Annotated in this window: 19 protein-coding genes; 1 reads left to right on the top strand and 18 read right to left on the bottom strand. The window is 37.4% G+C overall.

Annotated elements, in window-relative coordinates:
* Positions 1-203 precede the first annotated feature (203 nt).
* From nuoK to pyrE, 5 genes are all read right to left on the bottom strand, one after another.
* The gene (nuoK, locus tag H6G40_RS10785; protein WP_197533180.1) at positions 204-509 is read right to left on the bottom strand and encodes an NADH-quinone oxidoreductase subunit NuoK; all 306 of its coding nucleotides are present in this window, start codon (positions 507-509) and stop codon (positions 204-206) included.
* 25 nt (positions 510-534) lie between these two features.
* Entirely contained in the window at positions 535-1,131 is a 597-nt protein-coding gene (locus H6G40_RS10780; protein ID WP_185239303.1) for an NADH-quinone oxidoreductase subunit J, read from the bottom strand.
* Between the two features lie 93 nt (positions 1,132-1,224).
* Positions 1,225-1,797: an NAD(P)H-quinone oxidoreductase subunit I gene (gene ndhI / locus H6G40_RS10775; RefSeq protein WP_002733194.1), complete on the bottom strand. Its 573-nt coding sequence runs from the start codon at positions 1,795-1,797 to the stop codon at positions 1,225-1,227.
* 42 nt (positions 1,798-1,839) lie between these two features.
* Positions 1,840-2,958 carry an NADH-quinone oxidoreductase subunit NuoH gene (nuoH, locus tag H6G40_RS10770; protein ID WP_002775034.1) on the bottom strand — a complete coding sequence of 373 codons (1,119 nt, stop codon included), beginning with the start codon at positions 2,956-2,958 and terminating at the stop codon, positions 1,840-1,842.
* 598 nt (positions 2,959-3,556) lie between these two features.
* On the bottom strand, positions 3,557-4,246 hold the full coding sequence (pyrE, locus tag H6G40_RS10765) for an orotate phosphoribosyltransferase (protein ID WP_002794035.1): 690 nt from the start codon (positions 4,244-4,246) through the stop codon (positions 3,557-3,559).
* 53 nt (positions 4,247-4,299) lie between these two features.
* On the opposite strand from pyrE, the gene H6G40_RS10760 reads away from it, so the two are divergent.
* Positions 4,300-4,752, top strand: coding sequence for a hypothetical protein (locus H6G40_RS10760; RefSeq protein WP_002731648.1), 453 nt, complete (start codon positions 4,300-4,302; stop codon positions 4,750-4,752).
* A gap of 13 nt (positions 4,753-4,765) precedes the next feature.
* On the opposite strand, the gene H6G40_RS10755 is transcribed toward H6G40_RS10760, so the two are convergent.
* From H6G40_RS10755 to H6G40_RS10695, 13 genes are all read right to left on the bottom strand, one after another.
* Positions 4,766-6,760: an ABC transporter ATP-binding protein/permease gene (locus tag H6G40_RS10755; RefSeq protein WP_190537651.1), complete on the bottom strand. Its 1,995-nt coding sequence runs from the start codon at positions 6,758-6,760 to the stop codon at positions 4,766-4,768.
* Positions 6,761-6,933: 173 nt separating this feature from the next.
* Positions 6,934-7,542: an acyltransferase gene (locus tag H6G40_RS10750; RefSeq protein ID WP_002732414.1), complete on the bottom strand. Its 609-nt coding sequence runs from the start codon at positions 7,540-7,542 to the stop codon at positions 6,934-6,936.
* A gap of 79 nt (positions 7,543-7,621) precedes the next feature.
* A complete protein-coding gene (locus H6G40_RS10745; RefSeq protein WP_238560379.1) occupies positions 7,622-8,125 on the bottom strand; it encodes a condensation domain-containing protein in 504 nt (167 codons plus the stop codon).
* Between the two features lie 89 nt (positions 8,126-8,214).
* Positions 8,215-8,991 (bottom strand): SDR family NAD(P)-dependent oxidoreductase, encoded by a 777-nt coding sequence (locus H6G40_RS10740; protein ID WP_002733257.1) that lies wholly within the window; start codon positions 8,989-8,991, stop codon positions 8,215-8,217.
* A 60-nt stretch (positions 8,992-9,051) separates the two neighbouring features.
* Entirely contained in the window at positions 9,052-10,788 is a 1,737-nt protein-coding gene (locus H6G40_RS10735) for a condensation domain-containing protein (protein WP_069474088.1), read from the bottom strand.
* Between the two features lie 38 nt (positions 10,789-10,826).
* On the bottom strand, positions 10,827-14,105 hold the full coding sequence (locus H6G40_RS10730) for a non-ribosomal peptide synthetase (RefSeq protein WP_069474087.1): 3,279 nt from the start codon (positions 14,103-14,105) through the stop codon (positions 10,827-10,829).
* Positions 14,106-14,196: 91 nt separating this feature from the next.
* Positions 14,197-15,141 (bottom strand): putative capsular polysaccharide synthesis family protein, encoded by a 945-nt coding sequence (locus H6G40_RS10725; protein WP_069474086.1) that lies wholly within the window; start codon positions 15,139-15,141, stop codon positions 14,197-14,199.
* 38 nt (positions 15,142-15,179) lie between these two features.
* Positions 15,180-15,980: an SDR family oxidoreductase gene (locus H6G40_RS10720; RefSeq protein ID WP_002732949.1), complete on the bottom strand. Its 801-nt coding sequence runs from the start codon at positions 15,978-15,980 to the stop codon at positions 15,180-15,182.
* A gap of 48 nt (positions 15,981-16,028) precedes the next feature.
* Entirely contained in the window at positions 16,029-16,655 is a 627-nt protein-coding gene (locus H6G40_RS10715) for a cupin domain-containing protein (protein WP_002733836.1), read from the bottom strand.
* A 96-nt stretch (positions 16,656-16,751) separates the two neighbouring features.
* Entirely contained in the window at positions 16,752-17,384 is a 633-nt protein-coding gene (locus H6G40_RS10710) for a LysR family transcriptional regulator (RefSeq protein ID WP_002734096.1), read from the bottom strand.
* Positions 17,378-18,421, bottom strand: coding sequence for a type 2 isopentenyl-diphosphate Delta-isomerase (gene fni / locus H6G40_RS10705; protein WP_002733320.1), 1,044 nt, complete (start codon positions 18,419-18,421; stop codon positions 17,378-17,380). Before fni ends, H6G40_RS10710 begins: the two co-directional genes overlap by 7 nt.
* Positions 18,422-18,460: 39 nt before the next feature.
* Positions 18,461-23,245: a non-ribosomal peptide synthetase gene (locus H6G40_RS10700; RefSeq protein WP_069474085.1), complete on the bottom strand. Its 4,785-nt coding sequence runs from the start codon at positions 23,243-23,245 to the stop codon at positions 18,461-18,463.
* A 123-nt stretch (positions 23,246-23,368) separates the two neighbouring features.
* A complete protein-coding gene (locus tag H6G40_RS10695; RefSeq protein WP_002734343.1) occupies positions 23,369-25,246 on the bottom strand; it encodes a TubC N-terminal docking domain-related protein in 1,878 nt (625 codons plus the stop codon).
* Between the last annotated feature and the right edge of the window lie 208 nt (positions 25,247-25,454).

Here is a 25,454-nt window from a genome sequence, read left to right as displayed (position 1 = left end):
ACTTAGTAAATTTACGAAGAGGAAATACACACTATAACATCTCTTCTTATCATAATTTAATCCTGTTAATCGGATGTAGTTTTAATCCCTTAAATCTTTACAAACTCTTGAAATTTCAAACATTTAACACCGTACAAACAGGGAAAATTGGCCAAAAAAAACTCTCCCCAAAAAAGGGAGAGGGGGGGTAAATATTTAAAAGCTTACCATTTGAGCAGGTTAAATTGTTCCATATCGATGGTGTCGCGGTTACGATAGATAGTCAGGATAATCGCTAAACCCACGGCTGCTTCGGCTGCCGCTACGGTAATCACGAAAATAGTAAAAATTTGGCCTCTGATATTAGCGGGGTCAAGATAGTTGGAAAAACCCATTAAGTTAATGTTAACAGAATTGAGCATCAATTCGATCGACATTAAAACCCGGACGGCATTGCGACTGGTGACTAAACCATAAATTCCGATACAAAATAAAGCCGCCGCTAATAACAAATAATACTCTAACTGAATCTGCATGATACCTCTTTTTTTGGTCTTATTTAGGGGCGGTTAATTCTCTAGGTCGTTCGGGTAATGTTAAAGCTGTGGCCGTAGGTTCTTCAGCTTTTAGGGTGGGGATAAGGTCACGACGAGCTAAAATAATTGCTCCGACCATGGCCATTAATAATAGCACGGAAGCTAATTCAAAGGGTAGTAAGAAATCACTAAAGAAATGCTTACCGATTTCTACTAAAGTATTAGTCACTACTGCGGGAGAAGTGCTAGAAATTGACCAAGGCGTGATTAAAACCATGGTCGATAACAGCACAAATAAACCCACACAAACTAAAGCTGTAGATGCCTGACGAATCCAACGTTTAGGAATAGCAGAAAAGTCCTCTTGCTTATTAACAAGCATAATAGCAAAGAGAATTAAAACGTTAATTGCACCCACATAAATTAGAATTTGTGCCGCCGCTACAAAATCAGCATTTAGTAAGAGATATAAACCCGAAATGCTGATAAAAACACCGCCCAATAAAAAGGCGGAATAAACGATATTAGATAATAGTACCACGCCTAAAGCTGTCCCGATTACTAGGGCTGCTAAAATGCCAAAAGATACTATTTGAACGCCCTCGGCTAAATTCACAGTAGTTTCATCTCCTTTTATGTTTGAGAGTTATTAATTATTAGTTATCAGCTTCTGAAGGCTGACGGCTGACGGCTGATAGCTAACTGCTAATTAATCAGTAATTTCTTCCGGACGTTTACCGGCGCGTTGACTACCGGCGGGTAAATCGTGGGGTTCGATAACACCTTTAGGCAGATAACCTAATTCCCTCAGAGGTGTTACCATCGGGTCTTGGGTGACTTTGTAGGGTAAACGGCCTAGGGCGACGTTATCATAGTTTAATTCATGACGATCATAGGTCGCTAGTTCGTATTCTTCGGTCATCGATAGGCAATTAGTCGGACAGTATTCCACACAATTACCGCAGAAAATACAGACCCCAAAATCGATACTGTAGTGTTTGAGTTCTTTCTTTTTAATTTCCTTGTTAAAAGTCCAATCCACTACTGGTAAATTAATCGGACAAACTCGCACACAAACTTCACAAGCGATACATTTATCGAACTCAAAGTGAATTCTACCCCGATAACGTTCCGAGGGAATTAACTTTTCGTAGGGATACTGGACGGTAATCGGACGACGACGCATATGGTCGAAGGTAACGGATAAACCTTCGCCGATGTATTTCGCCGCTTGAATGCTACCTTTGGCGTAATCGCTGACTTGTTTGAGAATGTTAAACATGATGGTCAGAGGTATAGTAGGTTAACAGGGCAAAAACGGGAATTAACCGCCAAAAGCAAAGGGAAAAGCTAGTTTTAGGGCGGCGGTAAGTAGTAGGTTAACTAAAGATACCGGTAAGAGGAATTTCCAGCCTAAATCGAGTAATTGGTCAATGCGAACCCGGGGTACAGTCCAACGCAAGAGAATAGCGATGAAGATGAGAAAATAGGCTTTTAATACCGTCATCGTAATCCCTAGGGAAGCGGTGATAATTTGTAGCCAAGGATTGGTTTCACTAACTCCCAACCAGCCGGCTAAAGCATTGACGGGGATAGGAAATTCCCAACCACCAAGATAGAGGACGGCGAAAACTAGGGCCGACAGCACGAGGTTAACGTAGGAACCCACATAAAAGAGAGCGAATTTCATCCCCGCGTATTCGGTTTGATAACCGGCGACTAATTCCTCCTCCGCTTCCGGTAAATCGAAAGGCAGACGTTCACACTCAGCTAAAGCGGCAATCCAGAAAATCAGAAAACCCACCGGTTGGCGCCAGATATTCCAGCCTAAAATGCCATAACCGGATTGTTGTTCGACAATATCAATGGTACTGAGACTATTAGACATCATCACAATCGCTAATACCGATAAAGCCAAGGGAATTTCATAACTAATCGATTGCGCCGCGGCCCGCAGGCCTCCCAGCAAGGAATACTTATTATTCGAGGCATAACCCGCCATTAATAAGCCAATGGGGGCAATACTGGACAAGGAAATCCATAAAAAGATCCCCACGTTTAGGTCAGTAATCAGCAGATTTTGACCGAAGGGGACGATGAGGTAGGAGACAAACACCGGCATCACCACCAAAATCGGCCCGAAGAGGAATAACCAAGGGTCAGCCTTAGCGGGGACGACATCTTCTTTAAAGACTAATTTGAGACCGTCGGCGACCGGTTGTAAAACGCCCAAGGGTCCTGCGTATTCCGGTCCAATACGCTGTTGGACGGCGGCGGAAATTTTCCTTTCTAACCAGACGCAGACTAAAACCCCCACTGTGGCGGCTATAATCATCAGGAACATGGGTAAAGGCATCCAAATCGCTTTAGCCAGTCCTCCACTTAATCCCAAGTCTGTTAGGGATTTAATGAAACTTTCTTGTAAATCTATGCCTTGATTCATATTTGGCGATCGCTGTACTGTCAATAGTTCGGCATGGTCTGAAGATTTTTAAGCAAATCTTATGGCCTAGTATACAGTTAGTCGGTCTGAGGGTTATCAGTAAAGTGACAAAGGCTTCAACTCATTAGCAGCCAAGAGAGTCAAGCAATCTTGATTCCCCGTCCGAGAATAGGTATTAGTCAATAGTTAGACTCTGAATCTATCAATGTTCTCATCTGTTTCTTAGCGCCGACAACCTCAGCTAGTTACCAATTATTCACAGGAAAAAAATCTAGATAACTTACCGTTTAGGCAGTTAAAGCCGCTCTCTGGTCTTTTGTCCGATAAGTTTTACCGACTTTTAAAACCCGGTTATCGAGCGTTTCTGGCCACTCCCCGCTATTTAGGGTAGGCTGAAAAAATCTAAAAACCTTGTTGGGTAAGACTTTTAGACTTTTTGTCAATCAAAAAGTACCAGGCATGGGAGTGATCAGGGGGAAAATCCCTGGACTTTTTCCCTGAAAATTAGGTAATTGGCCACCTCAAAACTGGTAAAACCCCACACCCCACACTCCACACCCCACACCCTGCCACCAGGAAAAACTTTTTGCCGCAAACCCTATTTTTTCTGATAAGCCGCCTGTAGATCCCGAATCGAAAACAAAGCTTGAAACTGTATTCCCTGAGATTGGTAAAATTCCGCCCCTCCTTGTTCTCTATCCACCAAAGCAATGATTAAATCTACCTGATAACCCGCATTGCGTAATCTTTCTACCGCTACCATGGCACTTTTCCCCGTTGTCACCACATCTTCGAGGACAACCACCGCGGCACCGGGGTTTAAAGTCGGCCCCTCGATATAAGCCATAGTACCGTGACCTTTTGCCTCTTTACGGACGATTAAAGCTGGAATCGGGCGATTTTCGTAGGCAGATACCACACTAACGGCACTGACAATCGGATCCGCTCCTAGGGTTAATCCTGCCACCGCTTGGGTATCTGGAGGCAGTAGGGACAGCAATAAACGCCCCACGGCTAAAGCTCCCTCCGCAGTGAGGGTAACTTGTTTACCATTGATATAGTAGCTGCTTTTTTGTCCTGAAGACAGGGTGAAATCTCCCTCTCGATAGGCAAGACGGACAAGAGCATCGAGGAGAAATTGACGCAGGGAAGCAGTATCGAGATTCGCCACCGAGGAATTAGCCATATTTTCAGGATTGGGAGCCTGACTGACTCCAAAATTTCGGTTACAATTAAGCCAAAAGTCATTATATATTGACTCGATCGCTAGTATTGATTTCTTTCTCATCCCATTGAAGCAATTTTTTAATTAACCCTATCCCTGTGAGGAGATTTTTACCCATGCGCGCTAAGTTTTTACTTCCTTCCCTGTTTTGTTTAACCGGTTTAGTTTGGTTGAGTCCGCCTAGTGCGATCGCCCAACGTTCCCCCGCCACCACTCCGGCACCGGTAAAAACCCAACAATTGCAACTTGTCCCCTCTCCCGATACGGCGGTAGGATTTAATAATATCCCTGGTTTGTTTAACCGCGCTGTTAATAACAATACGGGTCGTTTCTACGACTACACCAGCATTTTAGGACAGTTAAACTCTCTTTTTGGTTGGCGTACTTTTATGCAAGGTTCCTATTTCGATAATCTGATTACTCGGGATGCGAAATTGGTCGAAACTTTATACTATGATGTCATGCAACAGCAACAGTCTGGACCTTTAATTCGCACCCAAGATTTACCCAATCCCTTCGATACTTCCCTACAGGAAAATCCCAGTTATTTAAGTCCAGGCGGATTTTAATCCACCTGAGAAGCTAAACTCTCACCCATTTGGCAATATCAAGGGTTTTGTCATAACGATAGCTCATGCCATCATTGGCAACAATTATTTGACCTCGACTGGCTTTATTTTTGATCGTACTTAAGCTATAGTTGGTCAGTTTTTGCATTTCTTGATGGGTAAAATTGTCTTGATTGTTCATTTCAGAGACAATTTCTATCGTTTCATCAACGGTTTGGTCATTGTTAGAATGAGTTGCAATCGCTGCTGATGGATGATAGTCTGCCATTCTCATTAAACGCCAAGTAGAATCCTCGGAAAGTTCCAAAACCCTTTGATGATAGTTAAACAAACTTTCTCGATGTCCGACACTAATAAAGGTCTTGCCAGTTTGTTGTAACTGTTTATATAAATGATCTTCATTTTTTAAATCTAAAGCACTGGTGGCTTCATCTAAAATCACAAAATCTGGCTGATTAACGAATAGTCGCGCAAAGGCTAGACGCTGTTGTTCTCCTAAAGATAAAATATTTTCCCAATCCACTTCCTCATCAAAATTTTTGATGCGATTAAGAACATCTTGCAGGTTAACTTCTTGTAAGATTTCTTTTAATTGGGATTCACTCATCTCCGTTGTCGTTTGAGGATAAATTAGCTGTTCGCGCAGGTTTCCCAAAATGATGTAAGGACGTTGGGGTAAAAATAATAAATCGTCGAGGGGAGGTCGCACCAAATGACCTGTACCTGTATTCCATAACCCAGAAATAGCGCGTAAAAGAGAACTTTTTCCTCGACCACTTGGCCCAACAATTAATAAACCTTCCCCTGGTTCAACGGACAGGGATAAATGTTCGACAATCACTTTAGCGGCATCGGGAGTTTGTAAGGTGACATCATCAAAAGCTAGATTGTTATCTTCAATGACTTTAATGGTATTAACTGGGTTGGTTTGTTCGCTTACACCCTCTAAAGCTTGGTAAAACTCTTCTAAACGTTCAATATAATTAATAAACTCACCGGAGCGTCCAAATTCATCCACTAACACGGATAAGGCTGTGGAAAAGAAATAGCAACAATAGCTGACTTGGTTAACTTGTCCAAACTCAATTTCACCACTAATATATAATGGGGAAACAATTAAGAAGGGGAAGATTTGAACAATGGATTGATAGCCGCGGTTAAAAAATTCTTGGGTTCTTTCCCAATTAATTCTTTCAATCATGATTTTAATCACCTGATTGAACTTTCTTTGAATAATATTTAACTCTTTTTCTTCCCCTCTAAAAAATGCAATTGATTCGGCGTGTGTCCGAACATGAGTCATGGCGTATTTATAGGTTCCTTCGATTTCTAATTGTTGTTTATTGACTTTATTTAATTGTTGAGTAATATAGGTGGCAACAATATTTCCAATAATCGTATAAACCAGAAGCACAATAGAAATGGTTTTAGAAATTGACCAAAGAATGGCAATAAAAACCAGCATCTCCATAACTTTTTCAACACAGGTTGTTAAAAAGTCCATCGTTGTTCTGGCAATGGGTTGAATTTCTTGGGATAAACGTTGATCTGGATTTTCAATATCTCCTTTAAAATTGATTTGATAATAAGCACGATTTTTAAAATATTTTTGCAAGATACTACTATTGATCCATTGATACCAATCTAGCGCAATTAGTTTTTTAAGAAACTTGGACAATCCTCCGAAAAACGTCATACTGCCTAGGGTAATCGCATAAATAATGACAAGATGAGTTAATTTTTCTGCATCCCTAGCTTCTGTGAAGGTAATTAAGTCTCTAAAAACAAAACTATTAAACGCATTAAGACCTACTAATCCCACTAATAATAAAAACAATAAAACGAGCATTCCCCAGGAACGAATAATCTGTGAAAAGGCTCTATCCTGGTGTTCTTTAGGATACCAATAAACTTGAATAAATCTTAAAAATTCTTGAAGAGATTGATTGAAAGTTCGGACATCTTCTTTGAGATTTATACTATCTGAGGTTTTTTCTGCAACATTCATAGGATTCTCCTTGATCTAAAATGGGGGACATTAGAACTTTTAATGTCTATCTCTTGAGTTAGACATCAATTCAGCATACCATAAAAATCTGCATTATTATCACAAATTATATTACTACTATTTTCTGGCTTTTCTACAGATCAGGAATGAATATTAACCGAATTGGATCAGATTCATAATCGTTTGATAATTTTGGCAGGATTACCCGCAACGATGGTAAAAGGTTCTACATCTTTTGTTACAACAGAACCTGCTCCAATAATTGCCCCTTTCCCAATCGTAACCCCTTTAAGAATCGCAACATTAAATCCAATCCAAACATGATCTTCTATCACCACGGGTGCAGATTGTATATCAACATCCTTAGCATCCTTAATCAGATTATTCAAAATGAGTACTTCCATAAATTCTTTCTGTCTTAAAACATAATTTAATGAATGAGCATCGGTATCATAAATACTGACATCATCGGAAATTATAACTTCGTTTCCAATTTTGATAGAAGTAGCTGATCTAATTCGAGTTCCTTCACCAATATAACAATTTCTCCCTATTTCTATTTTTCCACCAAAAGGAAATATAGCTAATTCTCCGATAATTACTGTATTCTCTCCAATTTGAATTAGAGTTTTATCCTCCCTATAGTTTATACACTTTCCGATAAATTTGACGGAACTGTGAAATGTAGCATTGTCGGAAAGTTTTTTATGTTTTTCGATCCGTTTTTGTTTTTCTAAAAATTTTGAAATTAATAAATATAATTGATGTTTTAAATTAAACATAAGATTTTACTCGTGAAATTAATGAATGGATGAGATAAGCTGGTGCAATTCAGCTTATCGGGTATGATTAAATCGACATTTATTGTGTTAAAAACCCACTTTTAGTAAAATATGCAAAATAACTGTTGTCTTTGCCAAACGGGAAAATCACCGTATTGAATAGGGAAATTTGATCAAGGATTAGATTATTTTTGTCAAAAGCTTCATATAAATGAGAAAGTTCTTGTAGTAAATCCAATAAAGGCAAATTTAACTGAATTTTTAGTTTAATAATTTGTCGAGGAGTTTTGTCAACTTCTTGAAAACAAGTTCGCAACAATTCATGACGTTGCATAATAGTTTCCAAAGCTTTTCTAAAGATATTAACGTCCAAATTGCCGTCAATTTGAAAGCGAAACGGCATATTATAGGTATAGCCGTTAGCTTCTAATTGGTACAAAAACCAAAGTCGTTCTTGAGAAAAAGAAAGCGGTACAAGTTGAGACGGATTCCTAGTAGGTATCGTATTTGTTTTTACACCGATTCCTTTTTTTTGTAGTAACAGCTTGAGTAATTTCTGTTTGTCTTGAGAGTTATGGTTCATTTTTGACATGGTTTAAATAGGATTAATTCAGTGATTTTAGGTTGGTTTGATGGATACAAATCAACCTAAAAATTGTTTAATTATTGATGCTAAATAGCGGTATAACCTCCATCTACCATTAAAATTGCTCCAGTTACATAAGAGGAAGCTTCGGACGCTAAAAACACGACAGGGCCAATTAACTCTTCTAAATCTCCGGTTCGTTTCATGGGAATTCTAGTATATAATTCGTCCATTTCATCGGAAGTTGAACGTAAACCTTCTGTTCCTTCCATCATATTATTCATATACCCCGGTGCAAAAGCATTGACTCGAATTTTGTGACTAGCTAATTCGACCGCTAGGGATTTTACTAATTGATTGACACCACCTTTTGCGGCGCTATATGCTCCTGAAGATTTGGGAACAGCAACGAAAGCACAGATAGAAGAATTCATAATAATTGATCCCTTTGTTCCTTGTTTGATCATTTGTTTGGTTGCGAGTTGAGCGCAATTAAAATAACCTTTTAAGTCAACATTAATAACCTGATCCCATTCAAATTCCTCTAATTCATCAGTGTTTTTGAGAATTTCAACCCCTGCATTACAGACCATAATATCGAGTTGACCATAATTAGCAACCGTCTGGTTAATTAAATTCTGACAAGCTTGACGTTGACGAACATCGGTCTGGATTGCGATGGCCTCGCCTCCTGCTTCTTGAATCAGTTGAACCGTTTGTTCAGCACCAACTTGATTAATATCACCAATTACTACCTTAGCTCCAGCTTGTGCTAATCCTTGCGCTAGTACCCGACCAATTCCTCGGGCAGCACCCGTGATAATTGCAACTTTACCTGTTAAATCAAAGAGATGATTTGTCATTTTTTTCTGTATTTTTTTTGTAATTATACCATTTTTAAAGCTAGGGAAATACGCTTAAATTCATTTATTTTTAAAGGTTGTGATTAGACGTGCTACAGTGGGATTTTCAAAAAAATCACGCAAAGTACAATTAATTTTAAGAATTTTACCAATTTTATCAATTACCTGAATAACTTTTTGAGAATCCCCCCCAAGGTCAAAAAAGTTATCATTAACACTAATTTCTTCTAATTCTAAAACTTCTTGCCAGATATTGACCATGGTTTCTCTAGTTAGATTATGGGGTAAGTCATTAGATTTAATTTCATTGATTGATAAAGACAAGGGGGAAGTATTGTCTGAGAAAGAGACGGATTCAGAGAAAGGACATAGATCAGAAATGGTTTTATTAGGATCAGTGACAATATTCTTCAATAACTGCTGAAAATATTGTTCCATTTGAGTAATAGTTTCAGCCGTAAATAAATCAGCTTTATACACGAAAGCACCTTTCATACCTTGCTCAGTTTCTTCAAGGGATATAGTTAAATCATTTTCGGCACTATGGGGTTCTATATCCATTTTTAATAACTCGTCTGTGACTGTCAGATTGATGAATTTTAAATCTTGTTTAGGAGCATTCTGGAAAAGGAAAATGACTTGATGAAACAAAGCATATTGAGTATCCCTAATGGGTTTTAATTTTTCCACTAACGTGATAAAAGGAATTTCTTGATAAGCATCAAACTCTAAACTCATCTCTTTTACTTGATGCAGCAAGTCTCGAAAATTGGCTTGACCTTCTACATGAGTATATAAGGGGAGAAACTGAACCATAAGTCCGATTAAATCTTGTGTTTCGGGTTGGTTACGATTAGCCGCAACTCCACCAATAATAATTTCTGTCTGTTCTGTATAGTAAAAGAGTAATATTTTTAAGGCGGCTAATAAAGTCATATACAAAGTCGCTTTTTCTTGATGACTTAATGACTTTAATGCGTCTGTTAAGTTTTGGGAAATGAGGAAATGATGAATAGCTGCTTCAACAGGTTGAGCCGTTGTGCGTGGGTAATCAGTAGGAAGTTTTAAAATGGGTGGGTTAATCCCTATATGTTTCTTCCAAAAATTCAGCTGAGATTGCCATGAATTATCTTTTATTGATTGCCATTGCCACAGAGAAAAGTCACCATATTGAATCGGTAATTCAGGCAAAGGTGAAGGTTTATTCAGACAAAAAGCTTCATAAAGAATGCCTAACTCTTTAGTCAAAATATTCAAAGACCAACCATCAGCAATAATATGATGGATTGTCATAATTAACAGATAGTTATTTTCAGCAAATTTTATAATTTTACTGCAAAATAATGAATCTTTTTCTAAATCAAAAGATCGGTTAATTTCTGCTGATAACAATCTTTGGGTTTCTTTTTTTTGCTCCACTTCACTAAGTCTTTGTAGGTCAAGAATTGAAAAATCAAAAACTGGATCATCTGTAATTTTTTGGAACACTTTTCCATCTATACAAGTAAAAGTTGTCCGCAAACTTTCATGACGTTTGACAATTTCTCTTAAGCTTTCCTCTAGTGCAGGAACATTAAGCAAGCCTTCAATGCGATAAATACAAGGCAAGTTATAAATACAATTTTCTGGATAAAATTGAGCAAAAAACCAAAGTTCTAACTGAGTTAAAGAGATAGGAATTAATTCAGAGTTGGATGATTGGCGTTTAGGTATAGTATTTACTTTTTTAAAACTAATACCTTTTTTTTGAAGCAGGAGCTTGAGTAATTTTTGTTGATCTTGAGAGTTGTTTTTCATTTGTAATTAATAATTCAGAAGTGGTTGACTTATTTTTTTTAGTTTTGAGATAATAAAGCTTGAACTTCTTCTGGTGAAAGTTGGGAAATTTCTTGAACCGTTACGGCAATTTCATTTAGTAACCCTTCATTCCCCACTAATTCAACCATGACTTGAGTTAATTGGCTGATGGTTGAGTGATTAAAAAGTTGACGCACAGAAACTTCAATTTCTAAGGTTTGACGGATTTTACTAATCAGTTGAATCACTTTTAAAGAATGCCCACCTAACAGAAAGAAATCGTCTTCAATCCCAACTCGTTCGACTTCTAAAATTTCTGCCCAAATTACCGCTAAAACTTCTTCAATTGCAGTGCGAGGAGCGACATAATTTTGAGTTAACGATAAGGGGTTTTTATCGGGTATTGGTAAGACTTTTCGATCAACTTTACCGTTAGGACTGAGTTGAAAAGATTCCATCACCACAAAAGCAGAGGGAATCATATAATCGGGTAGCCAGTTTTCAAGGAAATGACGTAATTCAACTTGGTTTACGGTTTCACCTGGACGGGGAATAAAATAAGCGGCTAAATATTTTTCTCTGGCGGTTTCTCCCTGAACTGTAGCAATGGCTTGGGCAATTTGAGGATGTTGATTTAAAATAGTTTCTACTTCCCCTAATTCAATTCTATAACCTCTAACTTTCACCACATCATCAATTCTTCCTAAATATTCAATGTCTCCATTGGGTAAATAACGAGCTAAATCTCCAGTTTTATACAGCAATGAATTATCGCTAAAGGGATTAGCAATAAATTTTTCTTTGGTTAATTGGGGATTGTTGAAATAACCCCGCGCTAAACCGCCACCCGCAACATATAACTCGCCAGTGACTCCGATGGGTACAGGTTGAAGATGGGAATTTAAAATATAAACTTGCACATTAATCGCGGGTTTACCAATGGGAATATACTTCGGCCAAAGCTCAGGATTAGGGTCAAAGGTATAACTGGTAACGATATCCGCTTCTGTGGGTCCATAATAATTGTAAAGGGTACAATGTTCGAGTTTTTTGAATACAGAAATCATCGTTGGAGTAATTTGTAATTGCTCTCCAGCTGAAATAATTTCACGCAAGTTAGCAAATAAGTAGGTTTCCTCACTATAGGTTTCAATTAATTGTTGTAACAAAGTAACGGGCAAAATCGCTTTATGAATGGGGTTATTTGCCAATAATTGACTTATTTTAGCAAGGTCTAAGCGGGCATCTTCTGGAACAATAAATAAGGTTCCTCCTAAACACCAGGCTGCAAACATTTCGTGATAGCTAACATCGAAATTGAAGGGAGCAAATTGTAAGAAATTTCTCTCCGGTGACATTTTCGCCTGATGATGCTCAATAATATTGGTTAAGGATTGATGCAGGATCATAATCCCTTTTGGCACACCCGTAGAGCCTGAACTATAAATAATATAGGCCAAATCCTTTAAACTCACGGGGTTGTCAAGATTAGTCTTGGGTTCTAAGGCAATTTCTGACCCTTGTTCATCCAATAAAATCCGTTGAGAAATGGTTTCACTGTTTAAGAGGGATTGACAATCTTTTTGGGTTAATAAGGTTTTGATTTGGGTGTCTTGCAGGATGTAAGAAAGTCTTTCTTGAGGATAGGTTGGATCTAGGGGAACACAAACACAGCCTACTTTTAACACCGCTAAAACGGCAATTACCATATTAACAGACCGTTCTAAACAAATCCCGACTAAAGATTGAAAACTCACCCCAATTTTTTGTAAATAATGAGCCAATTGATTAGCAGATTCATTCAGTTCTTCGTAGGTTAATTGTTGCTCTTGAAAAACAACGGCGATGGCTGAAGGGGTTTTGAGGGTTTGTTGTTCAAATAATTCATGAACGCAGTGTTTAAGAGGCTTTTGGGGTGCAGTTTGATTCCATTCAATTAATAATAATTGACGTTCAGCTTCCGTTAATAAAGGTAAGTCTTGAATCCGACGATGGGGATTAATAGCGATTCCTTCTAATAAGGTTTTAAAATGACCTAATATCCGTTCAATGGTGTCATTTTCAAATCGTTCTTGAGGATAAATAATTTTGATACTTAAGGCTTCTCCAGGGGTGACAATAACCGTTAAGGGATAATCAGCATTGCCATAATCTTGCATTTCACCGACTTGTAAACCGCCTAAATTATCACTATCATTGTCGCTAAAGGGTAAATTTTCAAAGACAACAAAACTTTCAAAAACTGAATGAGGGGACGGAATTTCACTCCATTTTTGAATATCAATTAGAGAACTATAACTATATTGCTCTCGTTCTAAATGCTCTTGTTGTAGTTGTTGAAACCAAGTTAATAATTCAAGTTGAGACTCAATTTGGATGCGAACGGGTAAGGTATTTAAAAACATCCCCACCATCGATTCAATCCCAGTAAAATTGGGCGGTCGTCCCGAAACGGTTGCCCCAAATACAATATCAGATTCACTACTATAATGATGCAATAATAAAGCCCAAGCTCCTTGAATTAGGGTAGAAAGAGTAAGGCGATATTCTTGGGCGAGTAATTTCAGACGACTGGTAATTTCTGGAGAAAGTTTTGATTTTTGATGAAGATAATTTTTACTTTGAGTAACAAGAGGATTTAACGGTTTATCAACGACTAATGGAGTTGGAGAGGTAAAACCTTGAAGATTTTGTCGCCAAAATCGTTCGGCTTCAGTTTGATCTTGCTGTTGTAGCCAATTAATATAGTCTTGATAAGGGCGGGGTGTGGGTAAATTGACGGGTTGATAGTTGATGAGTCCAGCGTAAAAATCGAAAACTTCTTTCAACAGAATTGCTGTTGCCCAACCATCTAATAAAATATGATGTCCAGTATGGATAAATTCATATTTTTGATCTTCGACTTGAATTAAATGACATCGAAGTAAGGGGACTTTATCTAATTCAAAATATTGCTCTTTATCAGAGGTTAATAATTCCTGAAATTTAGTTTCTTGTTCGGCGGGAGAATGTGATCGCCAATCTTGATTAAACCAAGGCAAGGTGACATTTTTTCTAACCACTTGTAAAGGCTGTTTGGTTTTTTTCCAAGCAAAACAAGTCCGTAAAATACTATGTCTATCTACTACTTTTTGCCAAGCTTGTTGGAACGCATTAATATCTAAATTGCCTTGCAAGGTGATTTGAATTTGTGATAAATACGTCTTTGATTCTGGATTATATAAAGAATGAAACAGCATCCCCTGCTGCATGGGAGAAAGGGGATAAATGGATTCAATATCTTTTTTACTAACCCTAGATTGTTGAGGTGTTACCATTATTTTTCCCAATAGATTAAATAAAAATGTGCGTGAGTTTATTGAATCAAATTTTATTCAATAAATACGATAAACTTAGAACGAATTACCTTTAACGTTGACTAGACCACTTGAGTTTAAATTTGTTAATTTCTTCATCGGTGTAAAAATGACTCACTAATGGTTGATCATAAATTTTTTCTAAATATTCATCACTAAAGGTGAGACTATTTTTAAAATTTTCATAGATACGATGATACTCCAAATCTACGTCAATCAATTTCAATTTTTGGTAATCTAATTTCTCAATTCCAAAGAAAGCTTGTGTCATTTCTTGTAAACAAGAGTCAAGTTTTTCTAATTTGAATAATAATAACTCAATTTTTTTGTCAGGAAATTCAACAATTGTATAACCTTTTTCTTTGGGAAAATCAATCTCACTGATATCAATTCCAAAAACAGATTTTAACTCTAATTCAAACCAATCAAACTGTTTGCTAAAAACAAATTTTTGTGACCAAAAACAATTTACCATATCGTCAATTGTAATTAATCCTTCCTTAAATTTTCGGAAAAATTGGGGAAAAGCAGACTCACAATCGATAATTTGGAAAAACCAAGAAATATTACGAGCGATGGGATCTCTTACTCCCGCAATAATTCTGATCTTATCCTTATCCTTAATTGTTTCGAGATGATCACTTAAATATTTGGTGGTCAAAGAATGTTCTATCGTACTCAAATAATAAGGTTGAGTAAGATGAATTTTATCCCAAATTTTGGCAACAATTTCTGGGTTTAAATTATGAACATGATACACCGCTTTTTCTGGAAAGGTTCTTTTAATAGCCAGATAAAGATTAGCAGAACCAACTTTACCCATTTGATAAACCAGGATCACCGAAGGTTGTTCAAGCTCTTGTTTAAATTTGTGTTTCAGCCTCCAAATATTAACATTATTGATAAGATAGGAAAAAATGGGAAAGTTACGAGTATCTTTAGTCGGATAATAGGGAACAAATTTGTCTAACATTTGAGATTTAGATTCGCTATTCATAACACTTGTGGTTGTTGATTTTGGCTTGACAGATCAATTTAAAATGCTGACGAGGATAAACCCCCATCTATCGGAATCGTAATTCCCGTTATATAACTCGCACATTCTGAAGCTAAAAATACAACGAGATTAGCAAATTCTTCAGTCGTACCAATTCGATTCATGGGAATTGTTTTTAGAATTCTTTCTCGGATTAAATCTGGGGTCGTTCCCTCCTTTTTGGCATAAATTTCTAAATATTCTCGATGTCTAGGGGTGTCAATAACGCCGGGGTTAACACTATTAATTAAAACATTATAGGGGGCGGTTTGTCTAGCTACTGATTTGGTAAAATTCATTAAAGCTGCATTGACAACACCCGATTTAACTAAACGAGGAGATGGCTCTTTTCCCGATGTCCCAATGATATTAACAATTCTTCCCCAATGTTGTTTTTTCATAATCGGTAACACTAAATTGGTTAAGCGAATATAACCCATTAATTTTCCTTGAAAAACGTTTAACCAATCTTCATCGGAAAGGTTTTCAATTAAATTATCAGCAAAGTTAGCTCCTTCAGAATTATTGACTAAAATGTCAATTTTGCCATATTGATTTAAAGAGTCCTGTATTAATTGTTCAGAATCTTGAGCTTGATGGACATCAGCCACTAAACTCAGAATTTCTTGGACAGGATAAGCTTGAGCCAGAGATTGATAAGCTTGTTCTAAGCGTTGGGAATTGCGACCACAAATAATTAAGTGACAGCCTTCTTCTGCTAATTTTTCAGCAATAGTAAACCCAATTCCCGCACTACTTCCCGTAATCAAAGCCACTTTATCTTTTAATCCTAAATCCATAAACTTTGTCCTAGCATTTTGAGGTTAAACTTAAAATCATAAAACGAACTAAATTAAAATTTTAATCAAATTAATATCTTGTTTCGATGAATTATATCCCTTTTTTAAAACTTTTGAAGGAGCATAATAAATTTGACCATATTCTAAAAACTGTCCTTCATTTTCTATGGAGATTTCTAATTTTCCATTCAAAATAAATCCGATTTCTTCTTGCTCACCTTGATGTGGGGGAATGGAATAACCAGAAGGGATTTTCATCATGACAATTTCAAACCAAGAACCCTTAACAGATTGACAAGGTAAATGAGTGATTTTATCTTGGTTGTTGGATAGTGTTAATAAAACATCTTCTGACGGTAAAGCAGAGGTAATCCGTTTAAGATCAAATCCAATCATCGGTTCTGATAAAGGATTAAAAGCACCATGAGGAATATTGCCATCAGCTATATAAACATCTTGCAAAGGTCTTAAGGGTTTAATCAAATCTTTAATATACAGTTCTAGTTCTGCTGAGAATACCATGCCAATTTGACTTTCAGGATGTTGGTGGGATTCAAGTTTAGCATTAGGAGCTATAACGTATAATTGAAAAATGGTATCTTGGCATTGAAAAACCTCTAATTCTACATGAGGATTGAGTTTAATAGGCTTGGGAATTGGGAAAAATTCAGACATGATTTTAGGGTACAGGTTCAAAATGAAATTGAGATTTAAACTCTCAATTATTTTTATGTGATGAAGGCAACTATTTTGAGCGGATAGGTAGCTTTTTTAGGTATGCACTGGTAAATAAATACTTTGAATCATGGTGTTTTCCTTTTTGTGAAATAAAGACCAACTCATCTCAATTTTACCATATTGTGAAATAAATTCTAAATCATATTCTCGGAGGGCATTTTCATTGGTAATGGCTAAATCTGCCAACCCTTGTTTAACTTGAATAGCGGCCACACTGGTAGAATTGACAAATTTGATTTTAATCTTATTTTGATTCAGGTCGCCAGGTAATAAATAAGGAAGTAAAGGAAGAGGAGCGGGATGAGTGACCAGGGTACAATTTTCTAAAACGATTTCTTCATTTTTTCGCTTGGCTAATCCGTAAACGGGTGTGGGATAGGTGAAGATAAAACCTAGTTTAAACCTCGGTTCCATATAGAAATCATTAATTTTTTCATAGGCATGGGGGACTAACGCCAAATCTATCTGATTTTGGAGTAAAGATTCCTTTAAATCTGTAAAGCTATCAAATAAATGACTATTAACCGAAATCTGTTGTAATTTCCATTGAGAAATTAGATAATTTAAGGTTTGTTCGCTGCTGGTTTCTTTAGGACCCAAAGTGCCAACGCTTAAAGTTTTGATATCAAGCTGAGGATAACACAATTCCATTGAAAACTTTAACATGGTTTTAAGGCTCCTGAAGTTTTAAGGGTGGATAAATTAGGATTTCCGGTACAAAATAAAACAATTTCAAGTTCAGCAATTAAAAATTTTACCAACTCATCAACGGCGGCTTCTGATTCAATCGCTGCTACGAGAAACGGACGAGCCAACCCTCCTAAATCGGCTCCTAGAGCGATAGATTTGGCAAGATCTAAGCCATTTTTTAAGCCCCCAGAAGCAATTAAAGGAATGGTTGAATTCATCGACCGAATGGCGGTAATACATTCAGCCGTAGGTAAACCCCAATCGGCAAAAACTTGTCCGAGATGCCTTTGTCTGTTGTCTTTGGCTCTTTGGCTTTCGACTTTGGCCCAGGACGTGCCTCCGGCTCCCGCCACATCAATCGCGGCGACTCCGGCTTCAATTAATTGTTTGGCCATCACCGCAGAGATGCCATTTCCGACTTCTTTGGCGATGACAGGAACGGGTAATTGAGCGCAAATTTGCTGAATTTTAGCGAGTAACCCTTTAAAATTAGAATCGCCTCCCGATTGCACCCATTCTTGTAAAGGATTGAGATGCAGAATTAAGGCATCAGCTTCTAATAATTCCACCAATTTTAAACAGTCTTCTAAACCGCAGCCGTAATTTAACTGTACAGCCCCTAAATTCGCTAACAGGAGAATATCCGGCGCCAGAGAACGGACTGCAAAGGTCGGCGCTAATTCCGGTTGTTCGAGTGCAATGCGTTGAGAACCCACCCCCATCGCTAAACCATAGCGTTGAGCGACCGTTGCCAATCGAGTATTGACTAAATGGGCTAATTCTGTTCCTCCGGTCATGGAAGAGATGAGAATTGGAGCTTTTAAAGATTTCCCTAAAAAGGTTGTCCCCAGTTCAATATCGCTACGGTCAAGTTCAGGAAGACAACAATGGGTAAAACGATATTTTTCTAAACCGCTTGTAAGTTGTTGAAATTCTACATCTTTTTCGATACAAACTCGCAGATGTTCACTTTTACGATTTTCAATTTCACTGGGAAGATTAGGTGATGGCATAGTTGTTATCAAGCAGGAGGGTTAAACATTAAGTTGAGGTTAAAAATCAAGTTCTGAAAGCAGTTCATCTAATTCTGCCTGATTAAGATCCGCATCGGGAAAATCCGATGGAGTATAGCCTCCTTCTACCGATAAACAATGGTTAATCAGGCTTTCTAAAGAATCTCGATAAGCAGCGGCTAAATTTTTGATCGTTGTTTGATGATGAAAATTTTCACTATATTGCCATTCCATATCAAGTTGCCCATCAACCACAATTCCATGAATCGCAATTAAATGGGAACGTTGTCCCAAAGGACTATGAATGGAACCAGTGGATTCTTGAGATAATTTCCAGCCTATCTCGCCGATTTGATGGCTGGTAAATTGACCTAAATAATTAAAGCTGACTTGAGCTTTTGGATAGTTTTTTAACGGGGATTGAATCGTTAAATCTGAACTCAGATAATATCCAATTCCATAATCAAATCCTCGATTCGGAATTTGTCTTAACTGCTCTTTAATGGACTTGAGACACTCACCCGGATGGTGAAGATTTTCTAAGGTCAAAAAGACGGGGAAAATACTGGTAAACCAACCCACAGTTCGAGATAAATTCACGGATTCAATTACATTCTCTCTTCCATGACCTTCCATGTCAAGCAAAAGCTTATAATTTCCTGTCCAACGGCCAAAAGCTTGGACTAAAGCGGTCAATAGAATATCATTAATTTGGGTGTTATAAGCTTGCGGAACCTCCTGTAAGAGTAAGCGGGTTTGTTCTTCGGTTAAGGTGAAAGAGACCGTTTTGGCATGGGCAACAATGTTAGATTGGGCATCCCCCTGAACATCTACAGGAAGAGGAGAAACGGATGAAAAATCACGGTTTAGCCAATACTTGAATTGAGCGTAAAACTCTGGGGTTTTCGCATAGTTTTGCAGTTCCTCAGCCCAAGTTTTAAAAGAACTGGTTTTAGGAGGAAGTTGCAGAGGCTTTTGGGTTTCTAATTGCTGGTAAATCGTAACGAAATCTTCGAGGATAATCCGCCAAGAAATTCCATCTACTGCTAAATGATGAATTACAATTAACATTTTTCCACTCTCACCCAAGGCGAAGAAAACCACCGCCATTAAGGGGCCTTCCTCTAAATTCAGTACCCGTTGTTGAACCTCAGAAATTTCTGCCATCTTGGTCAATTGTTCATGGTAAGATAGATGGGATAAATCCACCTTTTCAAAAGCGAAATTATTGCAATCATCGCTGTGATTTTGTTGCCATTGTTCCCCTTTTTGCACAAACCGTAACCGCAAGGCATCATGGTGATAGAGTAATTTAGAAATAGTTTGTTTTAATAAATCTGGTTGTAGATTATTGGGAACCTCTAACAAGATAGATTGATTAAAGTGATGACGTTCGGGCCAGTTTTGTTCAAAAAACCATTTTTGAATCGGCGTTAACGGGACTTCACCTGTAACTAATCCCTGGTCAATTTCAGTGATAGCAGTTGTCTCCGCTACGGTGGCTAATTGAGCGATAGTTTGATGACTAAATAATTGTTTAGGAGTAATTTGTAATCCCACTTGATTAGCTTTAGCGACAATTTGAATGGCGATAATTGAATCGCCTCCTAATTCAAAGAAATTCTCATTAATACTAATTTGATTTTGCCCTAAAACTTCCTGCCAAATTTGGGCTAGAATTGTTTCTTTCTCGGTACTAGGAAGAAGATAATTTTCTAATTCATTAACATCAATTTCTGGTCTAGGTAAAACACTGCGATCAATTTTTCCATTCTGATTAAGAGTAAAAGCATCTAAGAAAATCAAGAAAGCAGGAATCATATAATTGGGCAGCTTTTCTTGGAGAAAAATTCGTAATTCTGGCTGAGTGAGTTGTTTATCTTTCGGAACAACATAAGCATACAAACGCTTGATTCCAAGTAGATCTTCTCTGGCGATAACAATTCCATCTTTGACTTGAGGATGCTGAAATAAAACGGCTTCTATTTCGCCTAATTCAATTCTAAAACCTCTGATTTTTACCTGATGATCAATCCGTCCAATAAATTCAATATTCCCATCGGCTAAATAGCGTACTATATCACCTGTTTTATACAGACGTGCTGACGAATCTTGACTAAAAGGATTGGGAATAAATTTTTGTTCAGTTAAGTCAGGACGATTGAGATAACAACGGGCTAAACCATCACCACCAATATGCAATTCGCCTTTAACACCAATAGGAACAGGTTGCAAATAGGGATCAAGAATATAAATTTCTGTATTAGCTAAAGGACGACCAATTGGAATAGTTGTAGCTTCTGAAGGAATATTTTTAATTAAATACCAAGAGGTAAAAGTTGTGCTTTCTGTTGGCCCATAAACATGAAGTAAATTTTGAGCGGTTCCTTTATTAAGGGATTCTTTGACCCATTGAGGATCAACTGCTTCGCCACCAAAAAGTAAATATCTTAAGCTTTGAAAAGCATGGGGAATAGTCTGAACTAACTGATTAAATAACGCTGTCGTTAAGAATAAAATAGTAATTTGATATTTTTGGAGAAAATGAACAAATTTTTCAGGAGAAAGAACTCTATCTTTATCTACTCCTATTAACTGTGCGCCATGTATCAGCGCCCCCCAAATTTCAAAAGTAGCGGCATCAAAAGAAGGATTAGAAACCTGAGCCATTCTATCAGTTGGTTTTAAATATATATAGTTAGTATTACAGACTAAACGAGTCACTCCTCGATGGGGAATAGCAACTCCTTTAGGTTTACCTGTAGAACCTGAAGTATAGATGACGTAGGCTAAATTCTCAGCGTTAACATGACTGAGAGGATTCTGTTTACTTTGTTGTTTAATTGGGTCTTCATCTTGTTCTAAACAAATCAATTGATTGACTGTTGTTGGTAGTTTTTTGATGAGGTGCTGTTGCGTTAATAAAATTTTGATTTCAGCATCATTTATGATAGATTCAAGTCGTTCTTCGGGATAGCTTGTGTCCAGTGGTACATAAGCTCCTCCAGCTTTTAAGATTCCTAAAAATCCAATAATCATTAAGGGTAATCGCTCGACACAAATCCCAATTAATTGATCTGGTTTAACCCCTAATTTTTGTAAATAACGGGCAATCTGATTGGCTTTTTGATTTAACTGTTCATAGGTGAGGGATTGTTCTCCATCGATGACCGCTATAGCATCAGGTGTTTTAACAACCTGTTCTTCAAATAACTGATGAATACAGTAATGATCAGGATAAGACGTTTGAGTTTGATTCCATTCTACTAATAATTGCTGTTTTTCCGATTCAGTCAGTAACGGTAATTCCCCGATGGTTTGCTGAGGATTGGCTACAATCCCCTTTAATAAAGTTTGGAAATGACCCACCATGCGGTTAATTCTTTCAGGAGTAAATAGGTCGCTATCATATTCCCAAAAACCTTCTAAATAAGCTCCTTTTTCGGTTTCGATTTCCTCTAAAACTAAGCTGAGATCAAATTTAATTCTCTGGTTTTCAACGGCTAAATATTGAGCCTTTAAATCAGGTAATTCTAAAGCATTGAGGGGGGCATTTTGCATCGCAAACATGACCTGAAATAAGGGATTATAACTTAAACTTCGTTCGATTTCTAACCCATCAACCACTTGCTCAAAGGGGACATCTTGATTGGCATACGCTTCTAAAACAACATTGCGAGCTTGCTGTAATAATCCCGAAAAAGTCGGATTTCCTTCTAGGGAATTCCGCAGCACTAAAGTATTGACAAAAAACCCAATCAAAGGTTCAATTTCTTGTCGGTTTCGGTTGGCGGTGGGTGTCCCGATTAAAATATCATCTTGACCACTATAACGAAAGAGTAAAGTGTTTAAAGCAGCCAGTAAGGTCATAAATAAAGTCACCCCCGACTTTTGGCTCAAAAGTTTCAGGTTTTCTGTGAGTTCTGAGTCAATTTGAAACGAGATACTATGACCTCGAAAATTGGGAGTAGCTGGACGGGGTTTATCGGTTGGAAGTTCTAATAAAGGAGGAGCGCCCGTTAATTGTTTTTTCCAATAATTTAACTGATTTTCTAAGATTTCACCTTGTAACCATTGTCTTTGCCATACCGCAAAATCCGCATACTGTATAGGTAATTCGGGTAAATTTACGGTTGAATTGGATAAAAATGCTTGATAAAATTTAGATAATTCTTTAAATAAAATGCCTTTTGACCAACCATCGATAATAATATGATGGAAGACGTTGACTAAAATATAATTTTCATATCCCAGATCAAACAGAGTACATCGTAATAGGGGAGATTGGGTTAAATCAAAGGGTTTTTGTAGTTCTTCAATAATCTGTTTGTCAATTTGCTCTTGGGGGATATCTTTTAAATTAACAACTAATAATTTAATCTTCAGAGATGGAGCAATTTTTTGAATAGGTTTTCCTTCAACCACTGGAAAGGTTGTCCGTAAGCTCTCATGGCGTTGAATAATAGCATTAATCGTTTGCTCTAAAATATCAATGTTTAAGCGTCCCGTTAAACGGATGGTTAGAGCTTCATTATAAGCCGAATTTTGCTGATCCATCTGATAGAGAAACCACATTCTCTGTTGAGCAAAAGATAGGGGTAAATCTTCAGTTCGGGCAACGCTATTAATTACGGATTCAAGGGGTTTAGATGGTGTTGTTGCACTTCTTAAAAAAGTGAGAATTTCTGGTTTTCTTGTCCCGATTTCTTGCTTAATTTCTGGTGTCATTGCTCCTTGGGGAGCTTGATATTTTAACTTTTCTTCCTCAAGCCAAAGCTTGATGTCTAAACTATTTAAGTAAGATAAAAATTCTGCGACTTTCATCAATAGTATCCTTTTCCTTAATTAATGTTCTGGTATTTTTGGAATGGGGGTGATATTTGGCTGAGTACAGTAGCTCAAGCTAGAGCTACTGTTAGAGATATAATCAACTTGATTCGTCTATTTTTATCGGTTTATTGCCTCTAAATATTGTTTTTTAATGCTGTGTAAATTACGAGGTTCGCTCTTAGGCGAAAACAGCCCATCAGTCTCCCATTTACTGGCATCCAAACTAATTGCCCAAGCATTTAACCAGGGGTGTTCGTTAATTTTAGGTAACAGTTCGGGTCTGGTATCCTCTAAGGCAATTTGAAAAATGACTTGAGCAAATTCTTCTAATAATTTTAAGCTGGCTCGATAAGCTTCTATGATTTCAGCTTCGGTTTTATTAGATTGTAAATTCCTGGTTCGCAGTTCATTTACAAAGGGGATTGCTAAGTAATCAATAAATTCAAAGCTAACCCGACCCAGGGATTGATTTGCCCAATCTCGGAATAGTTGTTGTATTCGATAGGAAAGAGGGAAAAATTCTGCATTAATCTGTTGAACTTTCATCTTAAGTTCCGGGTCAAGGAAGATGGAATTAAACATCATTAAGCAACCGAATGTCCATCCAGCTAAGGTATCCCAGATGACTTTTGTAGCCATCGCTGTCCCATTTTTAAGACAGTTATAGGAATTTTGAATATTAAAGGCTAACCCATCGTGATAGGTTAAATAAAAGTGATTCGCATCGTCAACTCTTTCGGGAGTTAGTTGACCTTTAAGGTCAAGTTCAATCATTTGAGTGGTTAAAGAATTGCCAAAACCAATACTATCTGAACCGGGGGAATAAAACGGATCAGGAAATAGGCCTGCTTCACCGACACAAGCCCAACGATTAAAGGAAAAGACTTGTTTCGAGGAGTAGCTATATTTCGGCATCTTTCTAAAGTCTTCTGGGGATTTACCTTCTAAATGAGCCGCTAAAACGGGTTCATTTTCCCTTAACCACTGAAAGGCTAACTCATAGTTATGATAATTTTTTAACGGGTGAATATCTTGACGAGCCACAATGCCAATACTGGTATAACCCGTAGATAAAGGAATTAACCAAACCCAGTATCCTTCACCGCATAAATGATTTGTAGAATAATAACGGTTGTTATTAGGAACACGCCGATGCCATTTTTCTTCACTGGCTGGCACAAAATTGCTGACATCAAAACGACCCTCAACTCGGAACCAAACCGCACTGTAATTATTATGATTAGGTTTCGCTAAACCGAGTTTCTTCTGTATAAATCGACGACGACCCATCGCATCGACAACCCATCGGGATTTAATACAATGAGTTTTTTGATTCGCTCCACTGCCTTGAGTATAAATAATTTTATGCTGTTGCTGTAGCCCTTCAGCAAACTCGATGTCTTTAACCGAACAATTTTCTTTAAGGTCAATTCCTGCTTCAATATTAAATTGGCGTAAATCATTTTCTAATTTACCCCGATCAATTTGATAAGATTTAGGAGCATGAAACTCTGATAATCCCAGTTCAGGTCTTTTATGAAATTCAGTTTCTTGAGGTTTGAAAAAATAACGTAATCCCAGTTTAGATAAATGTTGATTGTTAAAATAATCGGTTAACTGCAGCGTATTTGCTAAATAAAAAGCACCAACTTCAACGGTTGATTCCCCCACTTTAAAACCAGCTTCGGGTAAAGGACGAGCCATTTTATCAAGAACAACAACGGAAAGATTAGGTTGTTTAAGTTTTAACTGTCTCGCTAAGGTTAAACCCGCTAATCCACCGCCACAAATTGCCACATCATAGTCTGTTTCCGAACTAAAATTGTCAGCTTGTTCACGCAATAAAACGATGAGTTCTTCTTTATGCTCTTTCAATTGTTCGAGTAAATCGGGAGTCATAACACCTTGAGGAGAACGATAGCGCAGCTTATCCCCTTCCATCCAAATTGTCACACCTAAATGATTCAGATCCGATAAAAATTCAACTGTTTTCATAAATTTAAGTCCCTCAAAGACTAAATACTATAGACCAAACAAAAATTATCAATGGCGGGGAGTCGGTGGTTATTGTTAAAGTCAGTTGCTATGGGAGCAACCGCTTACATACTCCACAAAAAGACTGTTTTAAACCGAAACTATTTATAGCATATTCTGGATGATAAATTTTAGTGATGGATACAATTTTTTACATTTTTTTCCAAAA

This window comes from Microcystis viridis FACHB-1342 (assembly GCF_014698335.1).
In the GTDB taxonomy this organism is placed as follows: Bacteria; Cyanobacteriota; Cyanobacteriia; order Cyanobacteriales; family Microcystaceae; genus Microcystis; species Microcystis ichthyoblabe_A.
The sequence above is the reverse complement of the archived record's forward strand: the minus strand, read 5'-3'. Positions and strand labels throughout refer to the sequence as shown.

Excerpts from the sequence above, each read along its gene's own strand:
- ndhI (WP_002733194.1), bottom strand. The coding sequence starts at position 1,797 with ATGTTTAACATTCTCAAACAAGTCAGCGATTACGCCAAAGGTAGCATT.
- nuoH (WP_002775034.1), bottom strand. The coding sequence starts at position 2,958 with ATGAATCAAGGCATAGATTTACAAGAAAGTTTCATTAAATCCCTAACA.
- pyrE (WP_002794035.1), bottom strand. The coding sequence starts at position 4,246 with ATGAGAAAGAAATCAATACTAGCGATCGAGTCAATATATAATGACTTT.
- H6G40_RS10760 (WP_002731648.1), top strand. The coding sequence starts at position 4,300 with ATGCGCGCTAAGTTTTTACTTCCTTCCCTGTTTTGTTTAACCGGTTTA.
- H6G40_RS10755 (WP_190537651.1), bottom strand. The coding sequence starts at position 6,760 with ATGAATGTTGCAGAAAAAACCTCAGATAGTATAAATCTCAAAGAAGAT.
- H6G40_RS10750 (WP_002732414.1), bottom strand. The coding sequence starts at position 7,542 with ATGTTTAATTTAAAACATCAATTATATTTATTAATTTCAAAATTTTTA.
- H6G40_RS10745 (WP_238560379.1), bottom strand. The coding sequence starts at position 8,125 with ATGAACCATAACTCTCAAGACAAACAGAAATTACTCAAGCTGTTACTA.
- H6G40_RS10740 (WP_002733257.1), bottom strand. The coding sequence starts at position 8,991 with ATGACAAATCATCTCTTTGATTTAACAGGTAAAGTTGCAATTATCACG.
- H6G40_RS10735 (WP_069474088.1), bottom strand. The coding sequence starts at position 10,788 with ATGAAAAACAACTCTCAAGATCAACAAAAATTACTCAAGCTCCTGCTT.
- H6G40_RS10730 (WP_069474087.1), bottom strand. The coding sequence starts at position 14,105 with ATGGTAACACCTCAACAATCTAGGGTTAGTAAAAAAGATATTGAATCC.
- H6G40_RS10725 (WP_069474086.1), bottom strand. The coding sequence starts at position 15,141 with ATGAATAGCGAATCTAAATCTCAAATGTTAGACAAATTTGTTCCCTAT.
- H6G40_RS10720 (WP_002732949.1), bottom strand. The coding sequence starts at position 15,980 with ATGGATTTAGGATTAAAAGATAAAGTGGCTTTGATTACGGGAAGTAGT.
- H6G40_RS10715 (WP_002733836.1), bottom strand. The coding sequence starts at position 16,655 with ATGTCTGAATTTTTCCCAATTCCCAAGCCTATTAAACTCAATCCTCAT.
- H6G40_RS10710 (WP_002734096.1), bottom strand. The coding sequence starts at position 17,384 with ATGTTAAAGTTTTCAATGGAATTGTGTTATCCTCAGCTTGATATCAAA.
- fni (WP_002733320.1), bottom strand. The coding sequence starts at position 18,421 with ATGCCATCACCTAATCTTCCCAGTGAAATTGAAAATCGTAAAAGTGAA.
- H6G40_RS10700 (WP_069474085.1), bottom strand. The coding sequence starts at position 23,245 with ATGAAAGTCGCAGAATTTTTATCTTACTTAAATAGTTTAGACATCAAG.
- H6G40_RS10695 (WP_002734343.1), bottom strand. The coding sequence starts at position 25,246 with ATGAAAACAGTTGAATTTTTATCGGATCTGAATCATTTAGGTGTGACA.